At 59.3% G+C, this 19,261-nt stretch carries 18 protein-coding genes; 1 reads left to right on the plus strand and 17 read right to left on the minus strand.

Annotated features, from left to right (window positions below; all coding sequences use genetic code 11):
* Window position 1: 1 nt before the first annotated feature.
* From nusA to xseA, 13 genes are all read right to left on the minus strand, one after another.
* The gene (nusA, locus tag LDN04_RS14325) at window positions 2-1,165 is read right to left on the minus strand and encodes a transcription termination factor NusA (RefSeq protein ID WP_223912003.1); all 1,164 of its coding nucleotides are present in this window, start codon (window positions 1,163-1,165) and stop codon (window positions 2-4) included.
* Window positions 1,166-1,203: 38 nt separating this feature from the next.
* Window positions 1,204-1,683 (minus strand): ribosome maturation factor RimP, encoded by a 480-nt coding sequence (gene rimP, locus LDN04_RS14330; RefSeq protein WP_223912006.1) that lies wholly within the window; start codon window positions 1,681-1,683, stop codon window positions 1,204-1,206.
* A 228-nt stretch (window positions 1,684-1,911) separates the two neighbouring features.
* A complete protein-coding gene (locus LDN04_RS14335; RefSeq protein ID WP_374045172.1) occupies window positions 1,912-2,925 on the minus strand; it encodes a cytochrome-c peroxidase in 1,014 nt (337 codons plus the stop codon).
* A 216-nt stretch (window positions 2,926-3,141) separates the two neighbouring features.
* Window positions 3,142-4,170: a cytochrome d ubiquinol oxidase subunit II gene (cydB, locus tag LDN04_RS14340; RefSeq protein ID WP_223912012.1), complete on the minus strand. Its 1,029-nt coding sequence runs from the start codon at window positions 4,168-4,170 to the stop codon at window positions 3,142-3,144.
* 1 nt (window position 4,171) lies between these two features.
* The gene (locus tag LDN04_RS14345; RefSeq protein ID WP_223912015.1) at window positions 4,172-5,521 is read right to left on the minus strand and encodes a cytochrome ubiquinol oxidase subunit I; all 1,350 of its coding nucleotides are present in this window, start codon (window positions 5,519-5,521) and stop codon (window positions 4,172-4,174) included.
* A gap of 261 nt (window positions 5,522-5,782) precedes the next feature.
* On the minus strand, window positions 5,783-6,193 hold the full coding sequence (locus LDN04_RS14350) for an Rrf2 family transcriptional regulator (RefSeq protein ID WP_223912018.1): 411 nt from the start codon (window positions 6,191-6,193) through the stop codon (window positions 5,783-5,785).
* Between the two features lie 110 nt (window positions 6,194-6,303).
* Window positions 6,304-6,945 (minus strand): LexA family transcriptional regulator, encoded by a 642-nt coding sequence (locus LDN04_RS14355; protein WP_223912020.1) that lies wholly within the window; start codon window positions 6,943-6,945, stop codon window positions 6,304-6,306.
* Between the two features lie 119 nt (window positions 6,946-7,064).
* A complete protein-coding gene (locus tag LDN04_RS14360; RefSeq protein WP_223912023.1) occupies window positions 7,065-8,354 on the minus strand; it encodes a peptidase MA family metallohydrolase in 1,290 nt (429 codons plus the stop codon).
* 4 nt (window positions 8,355-8,358) lie between these two features.
* The gene (locus tag LDN04_RS14365; RefSeq protein WP_223912026.1) at window positions 8,359-8,649 is read right to left on the minus strand and encodes a DnaJ family molecular chaperone; all 291 of its coding nucleotides are present in this window, start codon (window positions 8,647-8,649) and stop codon (window positions 8,359-8,361) included.
* A 67-nt stretch (window positions 8,650-8,716) separates the two neighbouring features.
* Window positions 8,717-10,594 (minus strand): 1-deoxy-D-xylulose-5-phosphate synthase, encoded by a 1,878-nt coding sequence (dxs, locus tag LDN04_RS14370; protein WP_223912028.1) that lies wholly within the window; start codon window positions 10,592-10,594, stop codon window positions 8,717-8,719.
* The gene (locus tag LDN04_RS14375) at window positions 10,594-11,487 is read right to left on the minus strand and encodes a polyprenyl synthetase family protein (RefSeq protein WP_223912031.1); all 894 of its coding nucleotides are present in this window, start codon (window positions 11,485-11,487) and stop codon (window positions 10,594-10,596) included. Before LDN04_RS14375 ends, dxs begins: the two co-directional genes overlap by 1 nt.
* A 214-nt stretch (window positions 11,488-11,701) precedes the next feature.
* Entirely contained in the window at window positions 11,702-11,932 is a 231-nt protein-coding gene (locus tag LDN04_RS14380; RefSeq protein WP_223912034.1) for an exodeoxyribonuclease VII small subunit, read from the minus strand.
* Window positions 11,933-12,209: 277 nt separating this feature from the next.
* Window positions 12,210-13,550, minus strand: coding sequence for an exodeoxyribonuclease VII large subunit (gene xseA, locus LDN04_RS14385; RefSeq protein ID WP_223912037.1), 1,341 nt, complete (start codon window positions 13,548-13,550; stop codon window positions 12,210-12,212).
* Window positions 13,551-13,769: 219 nt separating this feature from the next.
* Here xseA and LDN04_RS14390 point away from each other — a divergent pair, with 219 nt between their 5' ends.
* Window positions 13,770-15,164: a ParA family protein gene (locus LDN04_RS14390; RefSeq protein ID WP_223912040.1), complete on the plus strand. Its 1,395-nt coding sequence runs from the start codon at window positions 13,770-13,772 to the stop codon at window positions 15,162-15,164.
* 142 nt (window positions 15,165-15,306) lie between these two features.
* On the opposite strand, the gene LDN04_RS14395 is transcribed toward LDN04_RS14390, so the two are convergent.
* From LDN04_RS14395 to LDN04_RS14410, 4 genes are all read right to left on the minus strand, one after another.
* The gene (locus tag LDN04_RS14395) at window positions 15,307-16,251 is read right to left on the minus strand and encodes a divergent polysaccharide deacetylase family protein (RefSeq protein WP_223912043.1); all 945 of its coding nucleotides are present in this window, start codon (window positions 16,249-16,251) and stop codon (window positions 15,307-15,309) included.
* A 117-nt stretch (window positions 16,252-16,368) separates the two neighbouring features.
* Window positions 16,369-17,733 (minus strand): cohesin domain-containing protein, encoded by a 1,365-nt coding sequence (locus LDN04_RS14400; RefSeq protein ID WP_223912046.1) that lies wholly within the window; start codon window positions 17,731-17,733, stop codon window positions 16,369-16,371.
* A 146-nt stretch (window positions 17,734-17,879) separates the two neighbouring features.
* Window positions 17,880-18,848, minus strand: coding sequence for a tRNA glutamyl-Q(34) synthetase GluQRS (gene gluQRS / locus LDN04_RS14405; RefSeq protein ID WP_223912049.1), 969 nt, complete (start codon window positions 18,846-18,848; stop codon window positions 17,880-17,882).
* Window positions 18,849-18,872: 24 nt separating this feature from the next.
* The gene (locus LDN04_RS14410) at window positions 18,873-19,187 is read right to left on the minus strand and encodes a pyrimidine/purine nucleoside phosphorylase (protein ID WP_223912053.1); all 315 of its coding nucleotides are present in this window, start codon (window positions 19,185-19,187) and stop codon (window positions 18,873-18,875) included.
* Window positions 19,188-19,261 lie beyond the last annotated feature (74 nt).

Consider the following 19,261-nt stretch of genomic DNA (forward strand, 5'->3'; position numbering starts at 1 on the left):
GTTACTCTTCCGCCTGCTCCCCGGCAACTTCCGTAACTTCAACAGCCTCGCCAGAAGCAGCTTCCTGCTCTTCCTCTTCCTCGACAGCAGCACCATCAAAGGAGGCGTACTGCTGGAGTTCGGCTTCGGCAGCCCTGGTTTCGCTCTTGATGTCGATCCGCCAGCCGGTCAGCCTGGCAGCAAGACGGACATTCTGACCCCGCTTGCCGATGGCGAGGGAAAGCTGGTCATCGGCGACGATGATCTCCATGGCCCGGTTCTCGTCATCCACGTACACCTTGGTCACCACAGCCGGAGCCAGGGCGTTACAGGCAAAGCGGGCCACGTCTTCCGACCAGGGGATGATGTCGATTTTTTCCCCCCGCAGTTCGGAGACCACGTTCTGCACCCGGCTTCCCCGCATCCCGACGCAGGCGCCGACCGGATCGACGTCCGAGTCATGGGAGTAGACGGCAATCTTGGAACGGCTCCCCGGCTCCCGCACGACCCCCATGACCTCCACGATCCCTTCGGCAATCTCCGGCACTTCCGCTTCGAACATCTTGGCAAGGACGTTGGGATGGCTACGGGAAAGGAGTATCTGGGGTCCCTTGGTGGTCATGCGGAGATCGGTGATAAGTGCTTTGATCCGGTCACCCTGGCGGTAGACCTCGCGAGGAGCCTGCTCTTTGTGGGAGAGTACCGCTTCGGCACGGCCGAGATCGACGATCAGCTCCCCCTTCTCGAAACGACGCACCACGCCATTGATCAGTTCGCCGACCCGGTCCCGGAATTCGTTGAAGATCGTCTCCCGCTCCGCCTCCCGGACCCTCTGGATAATGACCTGCTTGGCGGTCTGGGCCGCAATGCGGGAAAAACCGCTGGCATCCATTTTCATCCCGAGAGAATCGCCGACCTGCACCTCGGAGTCGATCTCGCGGGCCTCGTCCAGGTCGATCTCCTTATAGGAATCCTGCACTTCGTCAACCACGGTGACGAACTCGAACAGCTCAACCTCACCCGCTTCTTCGTTATAGTGGGCTTCCAGGTCGCGGGTGTTGCGGAATTTCTTATTGGCTGCCGTCAAAACGGCCTGTTCCAGAGCTTCCAGCACGATCGCCTTGTCAATACCCTTCTCCTTGACGATCTGATCGATGGTATGCTTGAGATTGAAATTCGTCTCCACGGTCCTGTCTCCTTGATTCTTTCGTAAGTGATGTTTGTCTAAAATTCAAATTCCAGGTTGGCCTTGGCCACCTTGTCGAGGGGGATGGCTGCGGTCTGCCCTTCGTTAAGCCGAATACGGATCATCCCGTCTTCCAGCCCAAGCAGCTCGCCAAGAAAGGTCTTGCGATGGTTCCCGCCGTCGTCCGCCAGGAGATCGTAGGTCCTGACCTTGATGAGCCTTCCCCTGTAACGCTCGTAGTCCTCCGGCTTTTTCAGGGGGCGGTTGAGGCCGGGTGAAGAAACCTCCAGGCTGTAGTGCCCCGGAATCACGTCTTCCACGTCAAGAAGCTCCGACAACTCCCTGCTGACCGAGGCGCAGTCATCAAGGTTCACGCCACCCTCCCTGTCGATGAAGAGGCGCAGAACCATGTCGCGCCCCTCCTTCTTGTACTCAAGCTCCACAAGCTCAAGCCCTTGGGAGGCAAGGAGTGACTGGGCCAAATCCGTAACCCTGGTTGCCACATCAACTTTGCTCATGACGATTTTTCCCATAAAAAAAAGCGAGCCGGAGGAGCTCACTTTTAGTGAACAGTAACATGTAGGATAGTTTCTAGCATGGGATGACAGAAAATGCAAGCACTTATTTGCGTTTCGATGGCCGGGACATTTCAGAAGTGGTTGAGGTGAAATGCCGCCAAAATCATCACCCGTTCCGTACGCGCTCGGCACAGCTCATTCGACCGTGTACGGAACGGGCTTCTCAGCTCACTGGAGGAGCGGCCGGGGAGTCGTCGGGCCATTGGGAGGGAGGATCGGATATTCCACCTTCGGCTGACGACCGGTCAGGGTACCGAGGAAAGCCACGATTTTGCCCACCTCGTCATCGTTCAACTTGATGCCGAGTTGAGACGACCCCATGATCGCCACCGCCTCATCTAGCTTCCAGACCTTCCCGGAATGGAAATAGGGTGGGGTAAGGTTGATGTTCCGGAGGGGGGGAGACCTGAAGACATATTCATCGCTGGCCGTGTGGGTGACTTTAAAACGCCCCGTATCCGCAACCGGCCGTATCTCTCCGGCCGGTTTCTCCACGAGACCGAAGGGGAAATATCCGCCACCACCAACATTCACACCGTTATGACACGCACCGCAACCCTTGTCAATGAAGAGCCGGAGCCCTTCCTGTTCCCTGGCACCAAGAGCCTTCCGGTCACCCTTGAGATAACGGTCGAACGGTGCATCGGGGGTGAGAAGGGTCGCTTCGAACACCTCGATGGCCTTTGCCATATTATCGAAAGTCAACGGGTCCTTCTGGTCGGGAAAAGCCTTGGTGAAGAGGGCCACATACTCGGGAATGCTCTTGAGGGTCTCTACGACCCGTTCCGGTTTGTTGTTCATCTCCACCGATGCCTGCACCGGTCCCTTGGCCTGCTCCATCAGGTCCTTGGCGCGGCCGTCCCAGAACTGGGCAACATTGAACACCGCATTAAGAACAGTCGGCGCATTGCGAGGCCCCTTCTGCCAGCCATGTCCGACTGAGGTTTCCTGAAGGTCGCCTCCTCCGAGACCGACGTTGTGGCACGTGTTGCAGCTGATGAGATTGGATGAGGAAAGGCGCGGATCGAAATAGAGCATCTTGCCGAGCAGAAGCTTCGCCGGCGTCTGCTTGTTCCCTTTAAGCGCGGGAGCCGAGGGGGGTATCGGCTTAAACATCACCTGGGACTGCTTCAGCAGATCATCCGCCCCCCAGGCTATGCCACTGGCAACAAACAATGTCATGACCGCACCGACCCAACGCTCCCATCTCATAGCGACCTCCTTGACAGCATGTTTTGTTAAACAACTATAATTTAACCACACCTGGGCAAAAGCTCAACTAAACAAACAAATTCCCAGAACCGCAAGAAAAGCCCATGAACCGGCGTCCTTTCGTGGACCTGCCGGCACATGGGCCTGTGAAGCAATGGAGCATGAGGCAAACTTGTTCTGCCGTTTTCAATAGGCCTGTTTGTCGGCCATCACCTCGTCGATGCTGACGGTCCCGCGAAAAACCCGGTACACCCAGATTTTGTAGGCGATCACGATGGGGACGAAGATAAACGCCACGACCGTCATTATCTTCAAAGTATAGAGGCTTGAGGACGAGTTGACTATGGTCAGGCTGTACGCAGGATCGAGATTGGACGGGATGAGGTTGGGGAAAAGCCCCACCAACCCTGTCCCCACAACCAGGAGAATCGTCAGGCAAGAAGCGGCGAAGGCAATGAGCGGTTTTCCCTTGACGAGAAACAGCCTGATGCCGAGAAGTGCGGCTACGGCGCAAAGCGGCACGACGAAGAGAAAGGGGGTGGCGAGATAGTTGTCGTAGAGCCGCGTAGCGAATCTTGTGTACGCCAGGAAGGCCACCGCCACCACAAGGAGGGCCGGCCAGATCCTGGCCGCGGTCGCCCGGGCCCGGCTGCTCAGGTCGCCGGTCGTCTTGACCGCCAAGTAGAGGGCACCATGGACGAGGAAGAGAAGGACGAACAATACGCCGGTCAACAGGCCGTAGGGGTTGAGCAGGTACAGGAGCGAACCGTGGTAACCGGCGGCATCCATGGGAAGACCGGCGAAAATATTGCCAAAGGCGACACCGAACAGGAGCGCCGGAAGGAAATTGCCGACCATGATCGCCAGGTCCCACCCCTTTTTCCAGCCATCGCCATCCTCCTTGCCACGGAACTCGTAGGATACTCCGCGGACAATGAGGGCGAAGAGAAGCAGCAGCAGGGCCGTGTAGAGATAACTGAACATGAGGGCATAGGTGGTCGGAAAAGCGGCGAACGTCGCGCCACCGGCGGTGACGAGCCAGACCTCGTTGCCATCCCAGACCGGGCCGATGGTATTTATCATGACCCGCTTCTCACCGTCTGTGGTGCCGAGCACGTTGTGCAGGATGCCAGCGCCCATGACGAAACCGTCGAGCATGAAATAGACACCCCAGAGGACCCCCCAGAGCACGAACCAGATAATCTGAAATTCCATGTTATGCCTCCTGACCGCGTGGTTTGATGATGGCCGAAAGGTCATTGTCCGGCCCCTTGCGGGCGAATTTCGCCAGCAGGTAGATGTCGATCACGCCGAGAAACCCGTAGAGCAGAACAAAGCCCACCAACGAGCCCATGACCTGGGAAACGCTCACCGACCTGGACACCGCATCGGAGGTTTTCAGGACACCGTAGACGATCCAGGGCTGGCGTCCCATCTCGGCCACGATCCAGCCGAACTGGTTGGCCAGGTACGGCAGGGGGATGAGAAACACCAGCAGCCTGAGAAAGAGCGGATACTTCTCCAGCAGATCACGCCGGGACAAAAACACTGCCGCGATGGAAACGAGGATGAAAAGGGTGCCAAGTCCGACCATGGTCCGGAAACTGTAAAAAACCGGCAGCACGGGTGGACGCTCATCCTTCGGGATGTCCTTCAGCCCCTTGATCTCCGCATCGGGGGTATGGAAGGCAAGCATGCTGACCGCCTTGGGTATGCAGATTTGCTCAACACTGTTGCACTCGTTGATCGGGTCGGGCATCAGGAGCAGATTGAGGCCAACCCCCCGCCGGGTTTCCCAGACCGACTCCATGGCCGCAAACTTGGAGGGCTGGGTTTTGGCAACTTCCACGGCATGGACGTCGCCGATAACCGCGACCAGCACGGTCGACACCAGTCCGAAAACCGCCGCCATCCTGAACGACGCCTTGAAAAATTCCGTCTCATTCTTGCGCAACAGATGCCATGCGGATATTCCCATCACGAAGAAGGCAGCCACCGTGTAACCTGAAACGATCTGGTGCCCGAACTTGATGAGGCCATAGGGGTTGGTCACCAGTGCCAGGAAATCGACCATCTCGGCTCGGCCGTTCCGCAGCACATAGCCGACCGGATGCTGCATCCAGCCGTTGGCAAGAAGGATCCAGAGCCCGGAAAGGTTAGTGGCGATTGCTACCAGCCAGATAGAAAGCGCATGGACCTTTTTCGACACCTTGTTCCAGCCGAAAATCCAGACCCCGATGAACACCGATTCGAGGAAAAACGCCACCGTCGCCTCAATGGCCAGCGGCGCACCGAAAATATCCCCCACATAGCGGGAATACTCGGCCCAGTTCATGCCAAACTGGAACTCCATGGTAATGCCGGTCACGACACCGAGGGCAAAGTTTATCAGGAACAGTTTTCCCCAGAACTTGGTCATCCTCAGATAGATGTCGTCATTTGTCGCCAGATAGCGCGTCTCCATGTACGCGGTCAGAATGGAAAGTCCGAGGGTGAGCGGCACGAAAATGAAGTGGAACGCGCTCGTGGCGGCAAACTGGAGCCGGCTCAAAGTTAATACATCCATAGGTCTTCCTCCTCTTTCAGTGTGATGCGTTTATCAGCGTCCCTTGGAATAGAATATACCTGAAAAACCATTTGGCCACGAATTTGCGAACAATCAGAATCTTAGCAAGCTGGCATACCCATAAAACAAAAATCGCCTGCAATTGTTGGTATTCGTGGCAACGTGCCGTTTTCCGGGATAAATCCAACCAAGAATTCATACCTTTGCTACATTACAGCATGCTAATAAGACTGTTTTTGTCCTGTATCCGGGCAAAAAAAATTACTTCGTGTCCCGGGCCAATTCTTCGATGGTAACCGATTCGAGTATCTGCACGACCTGTCCCTGGACGCGGCGCCAGACCGGGTGGACGTTGCACTGTTTGTCGAAATCACAGGCGCCGCTTCCCATCAGGCAACGATTCGGGATGATGGGTCCTTCAACCGCCTCCACAACCTCCCGCAGGGTGATCCTTGAGGCGGGGCGACCCAGCATGAAGCCTCCTCCCGTACCCCGGTACGAATTGACCAGGCCGAGTTTGGCAAAATTCTGGAATATTTTCGCGAGGAACGTCGGGGGCACCTCGGTAGCCTCGGCGATTTCGCTGATGAGCGCCATCTTGCCGGGTGCCTGCCGTGCAAGATAGATCATTCCCCTGATCGCATATTCACCCTTGCGGGTCAACTCCATCATCGCTGCACCTTTAGGACCTGTTTTGTCTTTTATAGCCGAGCAAACGACCTCTGTCAAGACACAAATGTGATTCCTGAGAGAAAAATATACGGTCTGCCGGTCGATTGAAACTAGAATATCACCTTTCGCCAGACATCCACTACCGTTCCGACGATTCTGGTGTTCGGCTCCGGCCTGAAGGGGGCATATGATGTGTTGTCCGGGGAGAAGATCGTCTCCCCCACGGCGACACGGTAACGCCGCATGATCACATCACCCCAGAGATTGTTCAACAGGACGACGTCGCCGTTTTTGGGTTCCATATCGGGGATGAACAGCACCAGGTCTCCGTCGAGAATGGTCGGGGCCATGAAATTGCCGTAACAGATGAGTGCATAGCACCCCTCCCCTGCTTTCGGAACCCTGATGTACTCAACCACATCCTCCGCTTTGATTGTCGCGGGGAACCCCTCGGAGATTTTCTGCAAGAGCGGGACGCTCGCCGACTCTCCCCGTGAACGGGTCTCTCCTCCAACCCGGCGCATCTCCCCGCGTCCGATGCAGAGCCATTCACGGTCGACATTGAAATAATGGCAGAGGGCGATGATCAGCGTTTCGGACGGAATCTTCTTTCCCCGCTCGATGCTGCTGAGAAACCCCTGGACGATTCCGAGGGAATCGGCAAACATCTGCTGGGTGAGCCCCAATGCCTGCCGTACCTGCTTGATGCGGCTGCCGATAGCGCTGTCCGGTTGCAGTTTGTGTATGGTCATGGGAAGACTCTCGCCGTGCGGAATATGTCCGGATGCACCGGACCGTGAAAAGTTATGTAAGTATTACACACTTCAGCCCGGTCGGCAAGAATAATAAATTACAGTGAAATACCCGCTAGTCACTCTGGAGACGGGCGATCCCGTACGCCGTACTCTTTATTCATATTCCCCTGCCATTCAGTTACCACACCGGAATAATCGACTCCATAATCGGCAAGAGCCACTCCGATGGCATCGGAAACAGACTTTCCGTTTCCCAGTAACCGGAGAATCTCCTGTATCTTTTGCCAGCCATACCTGGCGACCATGAAATTAACCAGGGCGTAACTCTGCTGGTAGGCAAGCGCCACCTGTTTGTCGGACAGGGTGCTGAACGGCCTTTCCAGAAGGGGAAAGGATAAAAATCCTCCATGCCGTGCCACGCGCCCAAGTTCAGCCATCGGCTGGTTGAACTCCTTCCGTCCCTCCAGCTCGGCCACCCCCTCGTTAAGCCAGGTGGGGCAGTTTCCCTTCGTCATCTCGAAAACCACCACATGGGTATACTCGTGGACAAGCACATTTCGAAGCAGAGGCGTCATCCCCGTTGCACCACCGAGCGGAATACGGATCTTGCCGTCGTAGAGGCCGCCCGACCAGTCGGGGCTGTCGGTCAGAGCCTTGAAATCCTTTTTGGTGTAGAGAAGCACCTGTACCCGTGCCTCGGGGAAATATCCCAGATCGGAGCCGACCCGGTTGTACGCGGTCTCCAGCACATCGAGGATATCGCCGGCAAGCACGGACTTCAGTTCCGTATCGTAGGAGAGAGAGAACCGGGAGCTGTACCCCTTGTCCATACGGGTCTCCAGTGCCAGCTCACGCCGGGTCTTATCCGCCAGCTCCCTGATGGCGGCCCGGGAAGGGTCCAGCTCTAGCGCCTTTTCCCACATCTCAAGGGCAAGGGTCAGATTATCGCTGTCGTAGTACGCCCTTCCAAGATGGTAGTAGAGCTCGGGAGACGCGCCGCCCAGCGAGCGGGCCCGTTCGAGTTCATAAATTGCCCCCTCATAACGCTTGGCGGCATGCAGGGCGATACCGCGGAGGATAGCGTAACGGGGTGATTCAGGCAACAGTTCCCGAGCATGGTCGAAATATTCGGCCGCCGCATCGTAAAGTTTCCGTTCCATCTGCCTCATCCCCACACAGGTGTATGCCTCGGCAAGGTTTTTCCGCAGGTTCTGGTCGTAGGGATTGAGGCTGAAAGCCTTCTGCAGCTGATCGAGCCCCTTTTCATACTCTCCCTGTTCAAGCAGCGTAAGGGCATAATCATTATGAAGGATGGGATCGTTGGCGAAGACGGGCAAGGCCGTAGCGATGAAGGTCAGAAAAGCAAGGGAAGGGAAGAAAAACCGTTTCAGGAAAAGGGACGCCATGTAACTACCTGCTCCCCCACAACGGTGCATCGGCAAACTGCTGGCGGAGCCGTTCCTCGGGGTTCTGTTCGTAGAACTCCTCCTCGGCAAAGGAATAGCAGTAGTTCTCCACGTAGTCGCGAATGATCTTGTAGGCGGCATTGATCGACCGGATTCGTTCCGGGTCATTCACCTCTCCCCTGTCGGGGTGGTAGCGCCTTACCAGCTCGCGGTGACGGCTCTTGATCGCGCGGAGGGTTACCCGCTGGGGGAGGTCGAACAGCGCAAGTGCCTGGGTAAGTTCTGCGTAGGTCATGGAAGTACTCTAACATGGTTTCGAAATAGCCGGGCGTTCCGAAGGGAAAACCCGGGTATCCCCTGCTTCACCCGTGTATCTTCTCCCGAACCCGGGCGGCTATCCCTTGCGCGTCGAGTCCGTAGCAAGCGCGCAGTTCCGGTTGTTCCCCCTGCTCGATGAACTGGTCCGGAAAACCAAGGCGCGTGACCGCAATATCGGCAAACCCTTCATCCGCGAGAAGCTCGAGAACCGCCGTGCCGAAGCCCCCCTGGAGCGCGTTCTCCTCCACGGTGAACAGCGGGCAATTCCTGCCGGCCAGGGAGATGATCAGTTCCCGGTCCAGCGGCTTGACGAAACGGGCGTTCGCCACCGTCATCTCGATCCCTTCCCCAGCAAGGATGGTGGCGGCTTCCAGTGCCGGCATGACCATGGTACCGAGTGCAATGATCGTCCCGTCCTTGCCGTCCCGCAACACTTCCCCTCTGCCGACGGGAAGGGCATGAAAATTCTGATCGAGGGGAACACCGTATCCGTTCCCCCGGGGATAGCGGACCGCCGCCGGCGTCCCCAGGTCGATGGCCGTCTGGAGCATGTGCTGTAGTTCGTTCTCGTCCTTGGGGGCCATGATGGTCAGATTGGGGAGAGAACGGAGATAGGAGAGGTCGAACACGCCATGGTGGGTCGGTCCGTCGCTCCCCACAACCCCGGCCCGGTCGATGGCAAAGACCACTGGCAGGTTCTGCAGGCAGACGTCATGGAACACCTGGTCGTAGGCACGCTGGAGAAACGACGAGTAGACGGCAAAGACCGGCGTGTACCCCTCGGCGGCAAGACCGGCGGCGAAGGTGACACCATGCTGCTCGGCGATCCCCACATCGAAAAAGCGGGTGGGGAATTCCTTGGCGAAGGGGGTCAGCCCGGTACCGTCGGGCATGGCCGCGGTGATGGCGCACACCTTGTCGTCCTCGGCGGCTATCTTCTTTATCGTCTCGCCGAATATCCCCGTATAGGAAGCGGCTCCCCCCTTCCCCTTGATGACCTTGCCAGTGGCGATCTCGAAGGGACCGACGCCGTGGAACAGGGAAGGGTTCTCCTCGGCGGGACGGTATCCCTTTCCCTTCTTGGTCAGCACGTGGATCAGGACGGCATCGTCGAACCGCTTCACCCTTTCCAGGGTCTCCTGCAGGAGGTCGAGGTCGTGGCCGTCGATGGGACCGATGTACTCGAAACCGAAGGCCTCGAAGAGCATCCCCGGCGTGAACAGCCCCTTGAGGGACTCCTCGGCCCGCTTCGCCACTTGCAACACATTGCGGCCAAGCCCGTCGAGTCCCTCCAGGAAACCTTCCACGTCCTTCTTGATCTTGTGAACGAATTCGCTGGTGATGGTGCGGGAGAGGAAATTGGAGAGCGCCCCCACGTTCTCCGCGATGGACATCTCGTTGTCGTTGAGGATCACCACCAGGTCCTTGTTCAGGTGCCCGGCGTGGTTGAGCCCCTCGTAGGCAATGCCGCCGGTCATGGAGCCGTCGCCGATGACGGCGATGACCTTGTTGCGGTCCCGCCGCAGGTCACGGGCTACGGCGAGGCCGAGAGCGGCGGAGATGGAGGTGGAAGAGTGCCCCACGTCGAAGGCGTCGTGCACCGATTCGGCCCGTTTGGGAAAACCGCTTATTCCGCCCAGGGTCCGGAGGGTGCGGAAGCGCTCGCGGCGGCCGGTCAGGAGCTTGTGGGCATAGGCCTGGTGCCCCACGTCCCAGACGATCTTGTCCTGGGGAGACGAGAACACCCGGTGCAGGGCAATGGTCAACTCCACCACGCCGAGGCTCGGCGCCAGGTGACCGCCGTTGGTGGCGCAGGTAGCGATTATCTCCTGGCGCAACTCCTCCGCCAGCGTTACCAGTTCCCTGCCGGCAAGCTTCTTCAGATCCTCGGGACCGTTGATTTTTTCCAGAACTGGTGCCATCACGATTTCCGGTACACGATGTATTTCGCAATCTCCCGCAGGGGATCGGCCTTGGCGTCAAACAAATCGAGGGCGGCCAGGGCCATGTCGGTCAGTTCGGCGGCCCGCCGCTTGGATTCCGCCAGTCCGACCACCGCGGGATAGGTCGCCTTCCCCCGAGCCTCATCGCTTCCGGCGTCCTTGCCGATCTCCTCCGTGGTCCCCTCGATATCGAGGATGTCGTCGGCAATCTGGAAGGCAAGGCCGATCGTCTCTCCATACCGGGTGAAAGCCGCAACCTCCGCCTCGCCGGCACCGCCGAGGATGGCACCGGCCTTGACGGATGCCTTGATGAGGGCACCCGTCTTGTGGGTGTGGATGTACTGGACCGTCGGCAGGTCGATCTCCTTCTTCCCCTCGCTCTCCATGTCCACTACTTGGCCGCCGACCATGCCGCGGGACCCTGCACAACGGGCAATCTCCTGGATAACCGCCAACCGCTCCCGGGGAGGGAGATCGGCGCCAGATTCCGGATTGCTGAGGAGGATGAACGCCTCGGTCAGGAGCGCATCGCCGGCCAGGATCGCGGTTGCCTCCCCGAACACCTTGTGGTTGGTCGGGTTGCCGCGCCGAAAATCGTCGTCGTCCATGGCAGGAAGGTCGTCATGAATAAGGGAATAGGTATGGATCATCTCCATGGCGCAGGCTGCAGGCATCGCCTGGTCAATGGTTCCTCCCGCAGCTTCACAGGCGGCCAGCATGAGAATCGGCCGCACCCTCTTCCCCCCCGCAAACACCGAATAACGCATGGAGCGGTGAAGGGAAGACGGCAGTTCGTCCTCCCGGGGAAGATAACGGTCCAGCGCCTCGTCCACCAACCGGCAGCGCTCTTTCAGATATGACTTGAGGTCCATGGTTCTCTCTCTTTCTAAAATCCGTGAGGGGTGAGTACCCCGTTCCGCTCAGAGTCCCCTCAATCCACCGCTGTACGGCTCATTCGCGCCGGCCGACCAACTCGCCCTGACGGGCTCAAACAGAATCGGCCGGCTTAGCTCCATTTCGCCTACACCGGCTGGATCTCGGGCACATTCGCTCCACGGGGCACTCGCCCCTCACTATAGGCAGCTATTATTCGTCGTCCAGCGTGAACGGCACCTTCCCGAAACTCCCGTCCTTCTGCTTGAGGAGCATCTCCACCCGCTGTTCCGCCTCATTGAGCTTCCTGTTACAGAATGCGGCCTGCTTGACCCCTTCCTCGAAAGCCTTGAGGGAGTCCTCAAGAGAGAGCTCTCCCCCTTCGAGTTTCTTCACCACCTCTTCCAGCTTCTTCAGGGATGTTTCGAATTTTTCCACGGCCATGGTGTGACCCTTCCCCGGCAAAAGTGAACCGCTATTATACAGAATACCCGTTTTCAGTCAAGTCAAGCCTGCCGGCCCGTCAATCCTCTATCTATAGCAGTTACAGAGAGCCGAAGAGAACGACTTTCCCTGAAGCGTCGTGGCTCTTGGTGAAATGGAGCGTCAAGCAGCCGTACTGTTTGAGCCCGTAGGGCGAGTTTACGGCGGCAGCGGAGGCATAGAGCTACAGCTGAAAGGGAATCGGAGTGAATGAGGCTTTGTTACTACCACTTTCTGATTAATCCTCGCAGGAGTCGACCCTGCACAGGGCGCTCCCCCTGAAGAGCCGGAGACGCAACCGGTCCCCCGCCGCAAGCTGTGAGCTTTCACGGATCACGACCCCCTCCGGCAAAAGGTTGGCAATGGCATAACCACGCGCCAGAGTTGCCAGGGGAGAAAGTGCTTCCAGCTTGCCGGCACCGACTGCGATCCCTTCCCGTGCACTGTCCAGACGACGCACCATGGACCGTTCGGCCCTGTTCGCCAGCCCCAGCAGCAGTTCCCTCCCCCGCTCCACCTCCACCGCGGGATTCTGCAGGCGCAGCCGGTTGACAAGGAACTGCACCAGCTGACGGCGCCGTTCCTCTCCACCACGGCAGGCCAGGTTGAGCCGGCCGGCAAGATCGTCGATCCGCTGGGCGAGATGGCCGAGGAGCAAGGTCGGATCCTTGAGTGAACGGCTGAGAACCTGCACCTCCCTGTCGAATCCCGCCAGCCGGTGTTCCATTGTCTGCCGGAGGCGGTGGGACAGGGAATCCACCTCGGCAACCAGTTCAGACTTGCTCCGGACCACGAGCTCCGCCGCCGCCGAGGGAGTCGGCGCGCGCAGGTCGGCGACAAAATCGGCGATGGTGAAATCCACCTCGTGACCCACCGCCGAGATGACCGGTATGCGCGACTGGTGGATGGCCCGGGCCACCACCTCCTCGTTGAACGCCCACAGGTCCTCAAGGGAGCCCCCTCCCCTGCCGACGATGAGCACATCCACCGCACCGAGGCGGTTGAAATCCCTTATGGCACCTGCGATCTCCGCCGCCGCCCCCTCCCCCTGCACTCGTACCGGGTAGAGGAGTATCTCCAGGTTGGCGAAGCGCCGGTTCAGCACATTGAGCATATCGTGGATGGCGGCACCGGTGGCGGAGGTGACGATTCCTATCCGCCGGGGAAGGCGCGGGAGCGGTTTCTTGTGCTCTTCGGCGAACAGCCCCTCCTTCGCCAGGCGCTCCTTGAGCTGGATGAAGGCCATCTGCAGAGCGCCGAGCCCCTGGGGCTCCAGGTATTCCACCAGCAGCTGGTAATCACCCCGCTGGTCGTAGACCGTCAGGCGTCCCCGGACGATCAAACCCATGCCGTCCCGGGGCTTGAACTTCAGCGCCCGTACCGAGGCGCGGAACATGACGCAGCGCAGCTGGGCGCCGGCATCCTTGAGGGTGAAATAGAGATGCCCCGACGCCGGCATGGCCAGATTGGATATCTCCCCTTCCACCCAGACGTGCTCGAAATTCTCCTCCAGCACCCCCCGGATGAGTCCGGTCAGCTGGCTGACGGTCAGTATCCGTTTCTCACCAAACAGTTCCACCATGGTCTCCTTCGCTTCCCAACTACTACCGCATTGTATACAACAACGTCAGATTTGAGATGATCACCAGGCGGCGAGGAGGAGGCCCCGGAGGCGTACCTGAACGTACGTTGAGGAGGCCGACGACAAAGCAACGAAGTTAACGCTCAAATATGGCGTTGTAGCAATGGAAGTCAAAGCGGTTGACGATACGGTTCGTTCCATACTATCATCCCTCCCATGGAAAATCACGCATATCCCTATGTCATCACCGTATCGTCGGAAAAAGGGGGGGTCGGCAAGACCACCCTCGCCACGAACCTCGCCATTTTTCTCAGGGCGCTCCATGAAGAGCTGCCGGTCTCCATTTTTTCCTTCGACAACCACTTCTCCGTGGACAAGATGTTCGAATTCAAGGGACAGGCGCCCCGGGGCACCGTGGCCGACCTCCTCATGGAAACCTCCGGCTGCGACCTTCTCCACACCGGCCAGTACGGCATCAACTACATCCCCTCGTCCTCAGACCTCAACGATCTGAAGGGGGCGATCCGGAGTCCCATGACGCTGGCCAGGCTCCTGGCCCAGTCCCGCATTCCCGGGGTGCTCATCATCGACACCCGCCCCGACCTGGACATCCTCACCCAGAACGCCCTCTACGCCGCCGACCGGGTGCTCATACCGGTAAAGGACATGCCCTCCCTGGAAAACTGCCGCAATATCTTCGAAACCTTCGACAAGCGCGGCCTCGACAAGAAGAGTCTTTCCCTCATCCCCTGCCTCATCGACGAGCGGATCAAGTTCGACGGCCCGTTTCGGGACCAGAAGAGTCTGCTTCGGGCCTATGCCGTAAATCGGGGTTACCGCTGCCTCAACACCTTCATCTCCAAGAGCCCCAAGGTGGAAAGCCTCAACACCAACCCGGACGGCCGCATCTACCCCATTCTCACCCATGCACGGGGAACCGACGTCCACGGCCAGTTCGCCGAGCTGGCGCGAACCATCCTGGATGAAATCTCGGCAACCACCGAACCCCGTGCCCTCCTCTTTCACCAGTGGCAGACGGCGGAAACGGACCGGAAGAAGGCAGCATTTTTCGGCCGGTTGAGCGGAATAAAGCAGGAGTGCCTCTTCTGCGGACAGCAGGTGGGGAACGGGTCAGCCGGTTACTTCTTCGAGACCTCCGATGGGGGAGCCAGCGGCTTCCTCGACACGGAATGTTTTGCAGGCTTCCTCACCGCGAATATCTACGGTATCGGTCCGGAGCAGGCCGCCTCCCCGGCAGCCCAGATGGTGCGGGACGTGGCCCGGGAGTCGGTGTTCGTCTGCCGGCCAGTGGCAAACGGTGCGGGGCAGCAGGTGGAATTCAGCCGCCTCAACCGGGACGGTTCCCCGCTGCAGCGGAAGGATTTTCCGGTAAAGGAATTTGAAGGGGGATTTCTCAGCAGGGAACGGAGCAAGCTCCACCTGCTCATGACGGAGACACTGGCGGGACAGGAGAACGGGTTCCGGGACGGGGTCCTCCTCATTCACCCCGTCAATCCCCAAGAGCCGGAGTCGATCCTCAAGGAAGAGCCCTACCGGGAATTCATGCGGCTGAAGCGGAAGATCGTGGAGCAGTTGCCAGCCAGGGCGTGAGTCTACTTGATCATGCAGGTCACACAACGTCAGATTTGAGATGATCCCAAGGCGGCAAGGAGAAGGCGACGAGGCGTACATCAGTACGTCGAGGAAGCCGACGACGCGTCAGCGTCGGTAGCGCTCAAATATGGCGTTGTGCCTAGTTGACCAGTTCCGATGCCGCGACAAACTGTATCCCCTCACGCTGCATCCGGGGCATGGCGGCGGCAAGGGCCTGGATGGTCTGCCGGTGGGGATGGCAGATGGCGATGGCGCTCCCCCGCTTGCGCGCCACGGCGGCTACCTGCTCCAGCTGAACAGTGATGGCAGCAACGTCCTGGTTGTTGTCGAGGAACACCTGGCGCACCCCCGCCGGCATCCCCATCTTCTTCGCGAGACTATACCCGACGGAGGCCGGTGAGGTCTTGCTGTCGATGAAAAAGAGCCCCTTCCCCCGGAGTACCTTCAGCACCACCCCCATCTTTTCACTATTCTCGGTAAAGCTCGACCCCATGTGATTGTTGGCCCCCACCGCATACGGCACCGACTGGAGGTAGTCGGCCACCTGCCGCTCGATGTCGGCATTGCTCTCGGAGAGGAGCAGGCCGTTTTTCTCCAGTTTCCGCTGGGGAAACCCTTTCGGTTCCATGGGAATGTGTATCATTACCTGCCGCCCCTTCGCATGGACCGATTCCGCCACGGCGCGGGACTTGGCAAGCCCCGGGATGATGGAAAACGTCAGGGGGAGGTTGATGTCGAGCAGCTGGCGCGCCTCGTCCATGCTGCTCCCCATGTCATCGATGACGATCGCCACCGTGCCGGGGGCGGTCACCCGCTGGCGAGGTTTCGCTTTCGGCGCGGGAGGAGTGACCACGGACGTGTATTCCCTGAGGATGACCGGTGTCTCGGCGGCACGGGGTGGTATTTTCTGGCGTTCCATCACCGCCGGAGGAGCAGGTGGTGGCAGCGGGATGCGGGATTTGACCCGCTCCAGCAGATAAAATATGCCCGCAATCAAGAGAATTACCACGAGGAGGGCGAGTAACGGTCTTCTCCCGCCGGGCGAGGGCTTGCGGCGGTTGGTGCTTTTGCGTCGTGTGGCCAAGCGGACTCCTTCCCGGTGCAGCAGCAATCAATAAATATCAGCATCCACGATAAAGGACAGGCCCACCGCCGCGATGGCAATGGGCCTGTCCCCTGAGGTCACGGCGCCATTTCCATCTTACTTCGTGACGGGCTTGGCGCCAGCCTGGTTTTTCGATGTCAGGACCAGGTAATTGGCAGTGAAAATGTAATCGTCGAGGTAATCCCGTTTGCCGTCCTTGTTCAGATCGAAGCGGGGGGCTTTGTCCGTCCCCTTCTCCTTGAGGAACTGGTTGAATTCCGCCTCCGTCGGCGCAACCCCCGGCTTGACCACGGTGATGTCCGCCGGTGGCGCAACGACGACCGGTATCTCCGTAATCGCGCCATCCAGCAGCATGGTAATGGTTGCAGTCGAGGTCCCCATCACCGGTTTTGCCTCCACGGCCCACGCCGCGTCGCCATCCCGGCGCAGGGAAACCAGTTTGGCATCCTTCAAGGCGAAGTTGGGGGCATTTTTTGCCGTTGCCGGCACTGCCACCCTCACCTTAACCGCCGTCACACCGTCCGACAGGACAACGGAAGGCTGTTGGCGGTAAGTCGCCCCTTCCTCCGGCTTGAACAGGTCCATCAACGCCTTGGGAGTCCGTTCCCCCTTGTAGTCGCGGAACTTTGCCAGGACGCTTTTTGCGGCGGTCATCGTACGTTGTTCGGCTGGTGCGGCAACCGGCGGGGGCTCGACGGCAGGTTGCCGGGGGGCAGTCTGTTGGGGAGGTGCCGAAGGCGCCGAAGGTGCCTGGACCGGCTCCGCCGTCGGCATGGCCGGCTCCTCTTTCCGTTCCTTGGCCGGTGTCGCGGCGGGATTAGTGTCGGTCGAAACAGTCATCCCCACCGGCCAGGTCGGCTGCCCCGTACCGACGGTTACGGGTGTTGTGGTAGAGCCGGTAGTAGCTGTGGTGGTCGTGGTGGTAGTCGTAGTGGGCGTCGTGGTCGTTTGCCCGGTCCCGGTCGTGCTGCCCGCTGCATCGCCGGTGGTGCCCGTCCCTCCTGCTGCCGTATCGACCGTCGTCGCGGTATAGCCAACGCCTACGGGAATCACCGACATCGACCTGCCATCCTTATCCACAACAGAGGCCGTCATCCCCAGATTGCCGGTGCCGCTCCCCTTACTGGTAAAGGTGACAATGGCCACCGGCCCGCTCCCCTGGAACGGAGTGGCATTGATGATGGCGATACGGACCGATCCGGCAACATTGGGATTGGCAGCAAGCATTGCCGAACCTATCACACTCCCTTTTTCTACAATTGGGCTGGCCAGCAGGTTGCTGTCATAGGTGATGGTAATATCCAGGGCGGCAACCCCGTCCATCGGGGTCCCGTTAATCACGAACCGGTTGGTGCCGGAGGGGACCAGCGACAGCGTCACGGCGGCGTGCGCCCCCTCCGCCTGAAGCATGAAGAGCGATACAAGAACCGTCAGCATGGTGAAGAGCGACCTTGGTTTCATAGCGACCTCACAAACAGTCTGGATTTTAGAGACATCCGGTCGTGTGACCGTCGACCCTCTTTAACCGAAAACGCTGCAACAGTATACTGCAATGGTGCCGTAAAATCCACTACTGCGATGGGCATGACCCTCCGGAGAGTTTCGACTCACCGCCGGGACGGCAACTTGTCTGCCCGGGTGGGAAGTGGCAATGGCGCGGGAGTGGGTGGGATACGGGCCGGATCGAAACTATCCACTCCCCAGGCGAGGATTTCCGGGCAAGGTGCCCCGTTCAGGTCCGGGGGTGGGGACTGGCCGAGAAACCGGAGTGCCGCGAACAGGAGGGTCCATCCTTCCCGTGCCAGGTCGCGATCCGTCAGGGAAACCGCGTTTTCCCGCTTGGAGAGCTTTGTCCCGTCAGGATTCACGACCAGGGGAAGATGGCCGTAGACCGGCTTCGGAAAGCCGAGGAGCTTCTGCAGGTAGATCTGGCGGGGGGTCGAGGAGAGGAGGTCGGCGCCGCGCACCACCTGGTTGATGCCGCTTTCGGCATCGTCAACCACCACCGCAAGGTGATAGGCGAAGGGGCCGTCGGCCCGCTGGATCACGAAATCGCCGCAGGAGGACGCAAGTGACTGGCTGAATCGCCCCATAAAGAGGTCGTCGAACGCGATCAGTTCATCGTAGACCTTCACCCGCCAGGCCCGCTCCGTCTTTCCCTCCGGAAGACCCTCGCGGCAGATACCGGGATAGACCGGCTCGGCGCCGTGGGGAGCAGAGGATATGCGGGCAATCTCCGAGCGGGTGCAGCCGCAGGAATAGGCAAGGCCGGCTTTCAGCAGCCGCTCCATGGCCGACCGATAGGCCTCCGTGCGGCGGCTCTGGTAGACGACCTCGCCGTCCCACCGGAAACCGAGGGCCTCCAGGGTGCGGAGCATGTCGTCGGCAATGCCGGGTACCACGCGGGGGGTATCCAGGTCCTCCATCCGGAGAAGCCACTTTCCGCCCACTCGGCGCGCCATGGCATAGCTCCCGACAGCCGCCACCAGCGACCCCAGATGGAGCGGCCCCGTGGGGGACGGGGCGAAGCGGCCGACGACCGGTACTACTTCGGTGATGTCAGTGGCTGGACTCATGGGGGGCTCTGTTCGTTGAGCACGTCAACCAAGGTACGAACAGCAGTAGTCGGTAAGAGTAAGCACCTTCATGGTGAAGGACGAATTGGCGGGCACCTCGAAGGATTCACCCCCGAGGATCCGGTCCCACTGGTCACTACCCGGTAACTTCACGTCCAGTTCTCCTGCCAGTATCTCCATTACCTCGGCAACACCGGTGTTGAACGTGTACTCGCCGAGTTGCATGATGCCGAGGGTCTTTTTCGTCCCGTCGGGAAAGATGACCGTGCGGCTTGTCACGGTGCCTCCAAAATAGACATTTGCTTCACGGACTACGGTTACGTTGGTAAATTCAGACATCTGTTCCTCCATTCAGTAAGATGAGTCATGCCAATTTCAGATCAAGGGCCACCCTAAATAGCGCCTTGATGTGG

The organism is Geobacter sp. AOG1, assembly GCF_019972315.1.
In the GTDB taxonomy this organism is placed as follows: domain Bacteria; phylum Desulfobacterota; class Desulfuromonadia; order Geobacterales; family Geobacteraceae; genus Geomobilimonas.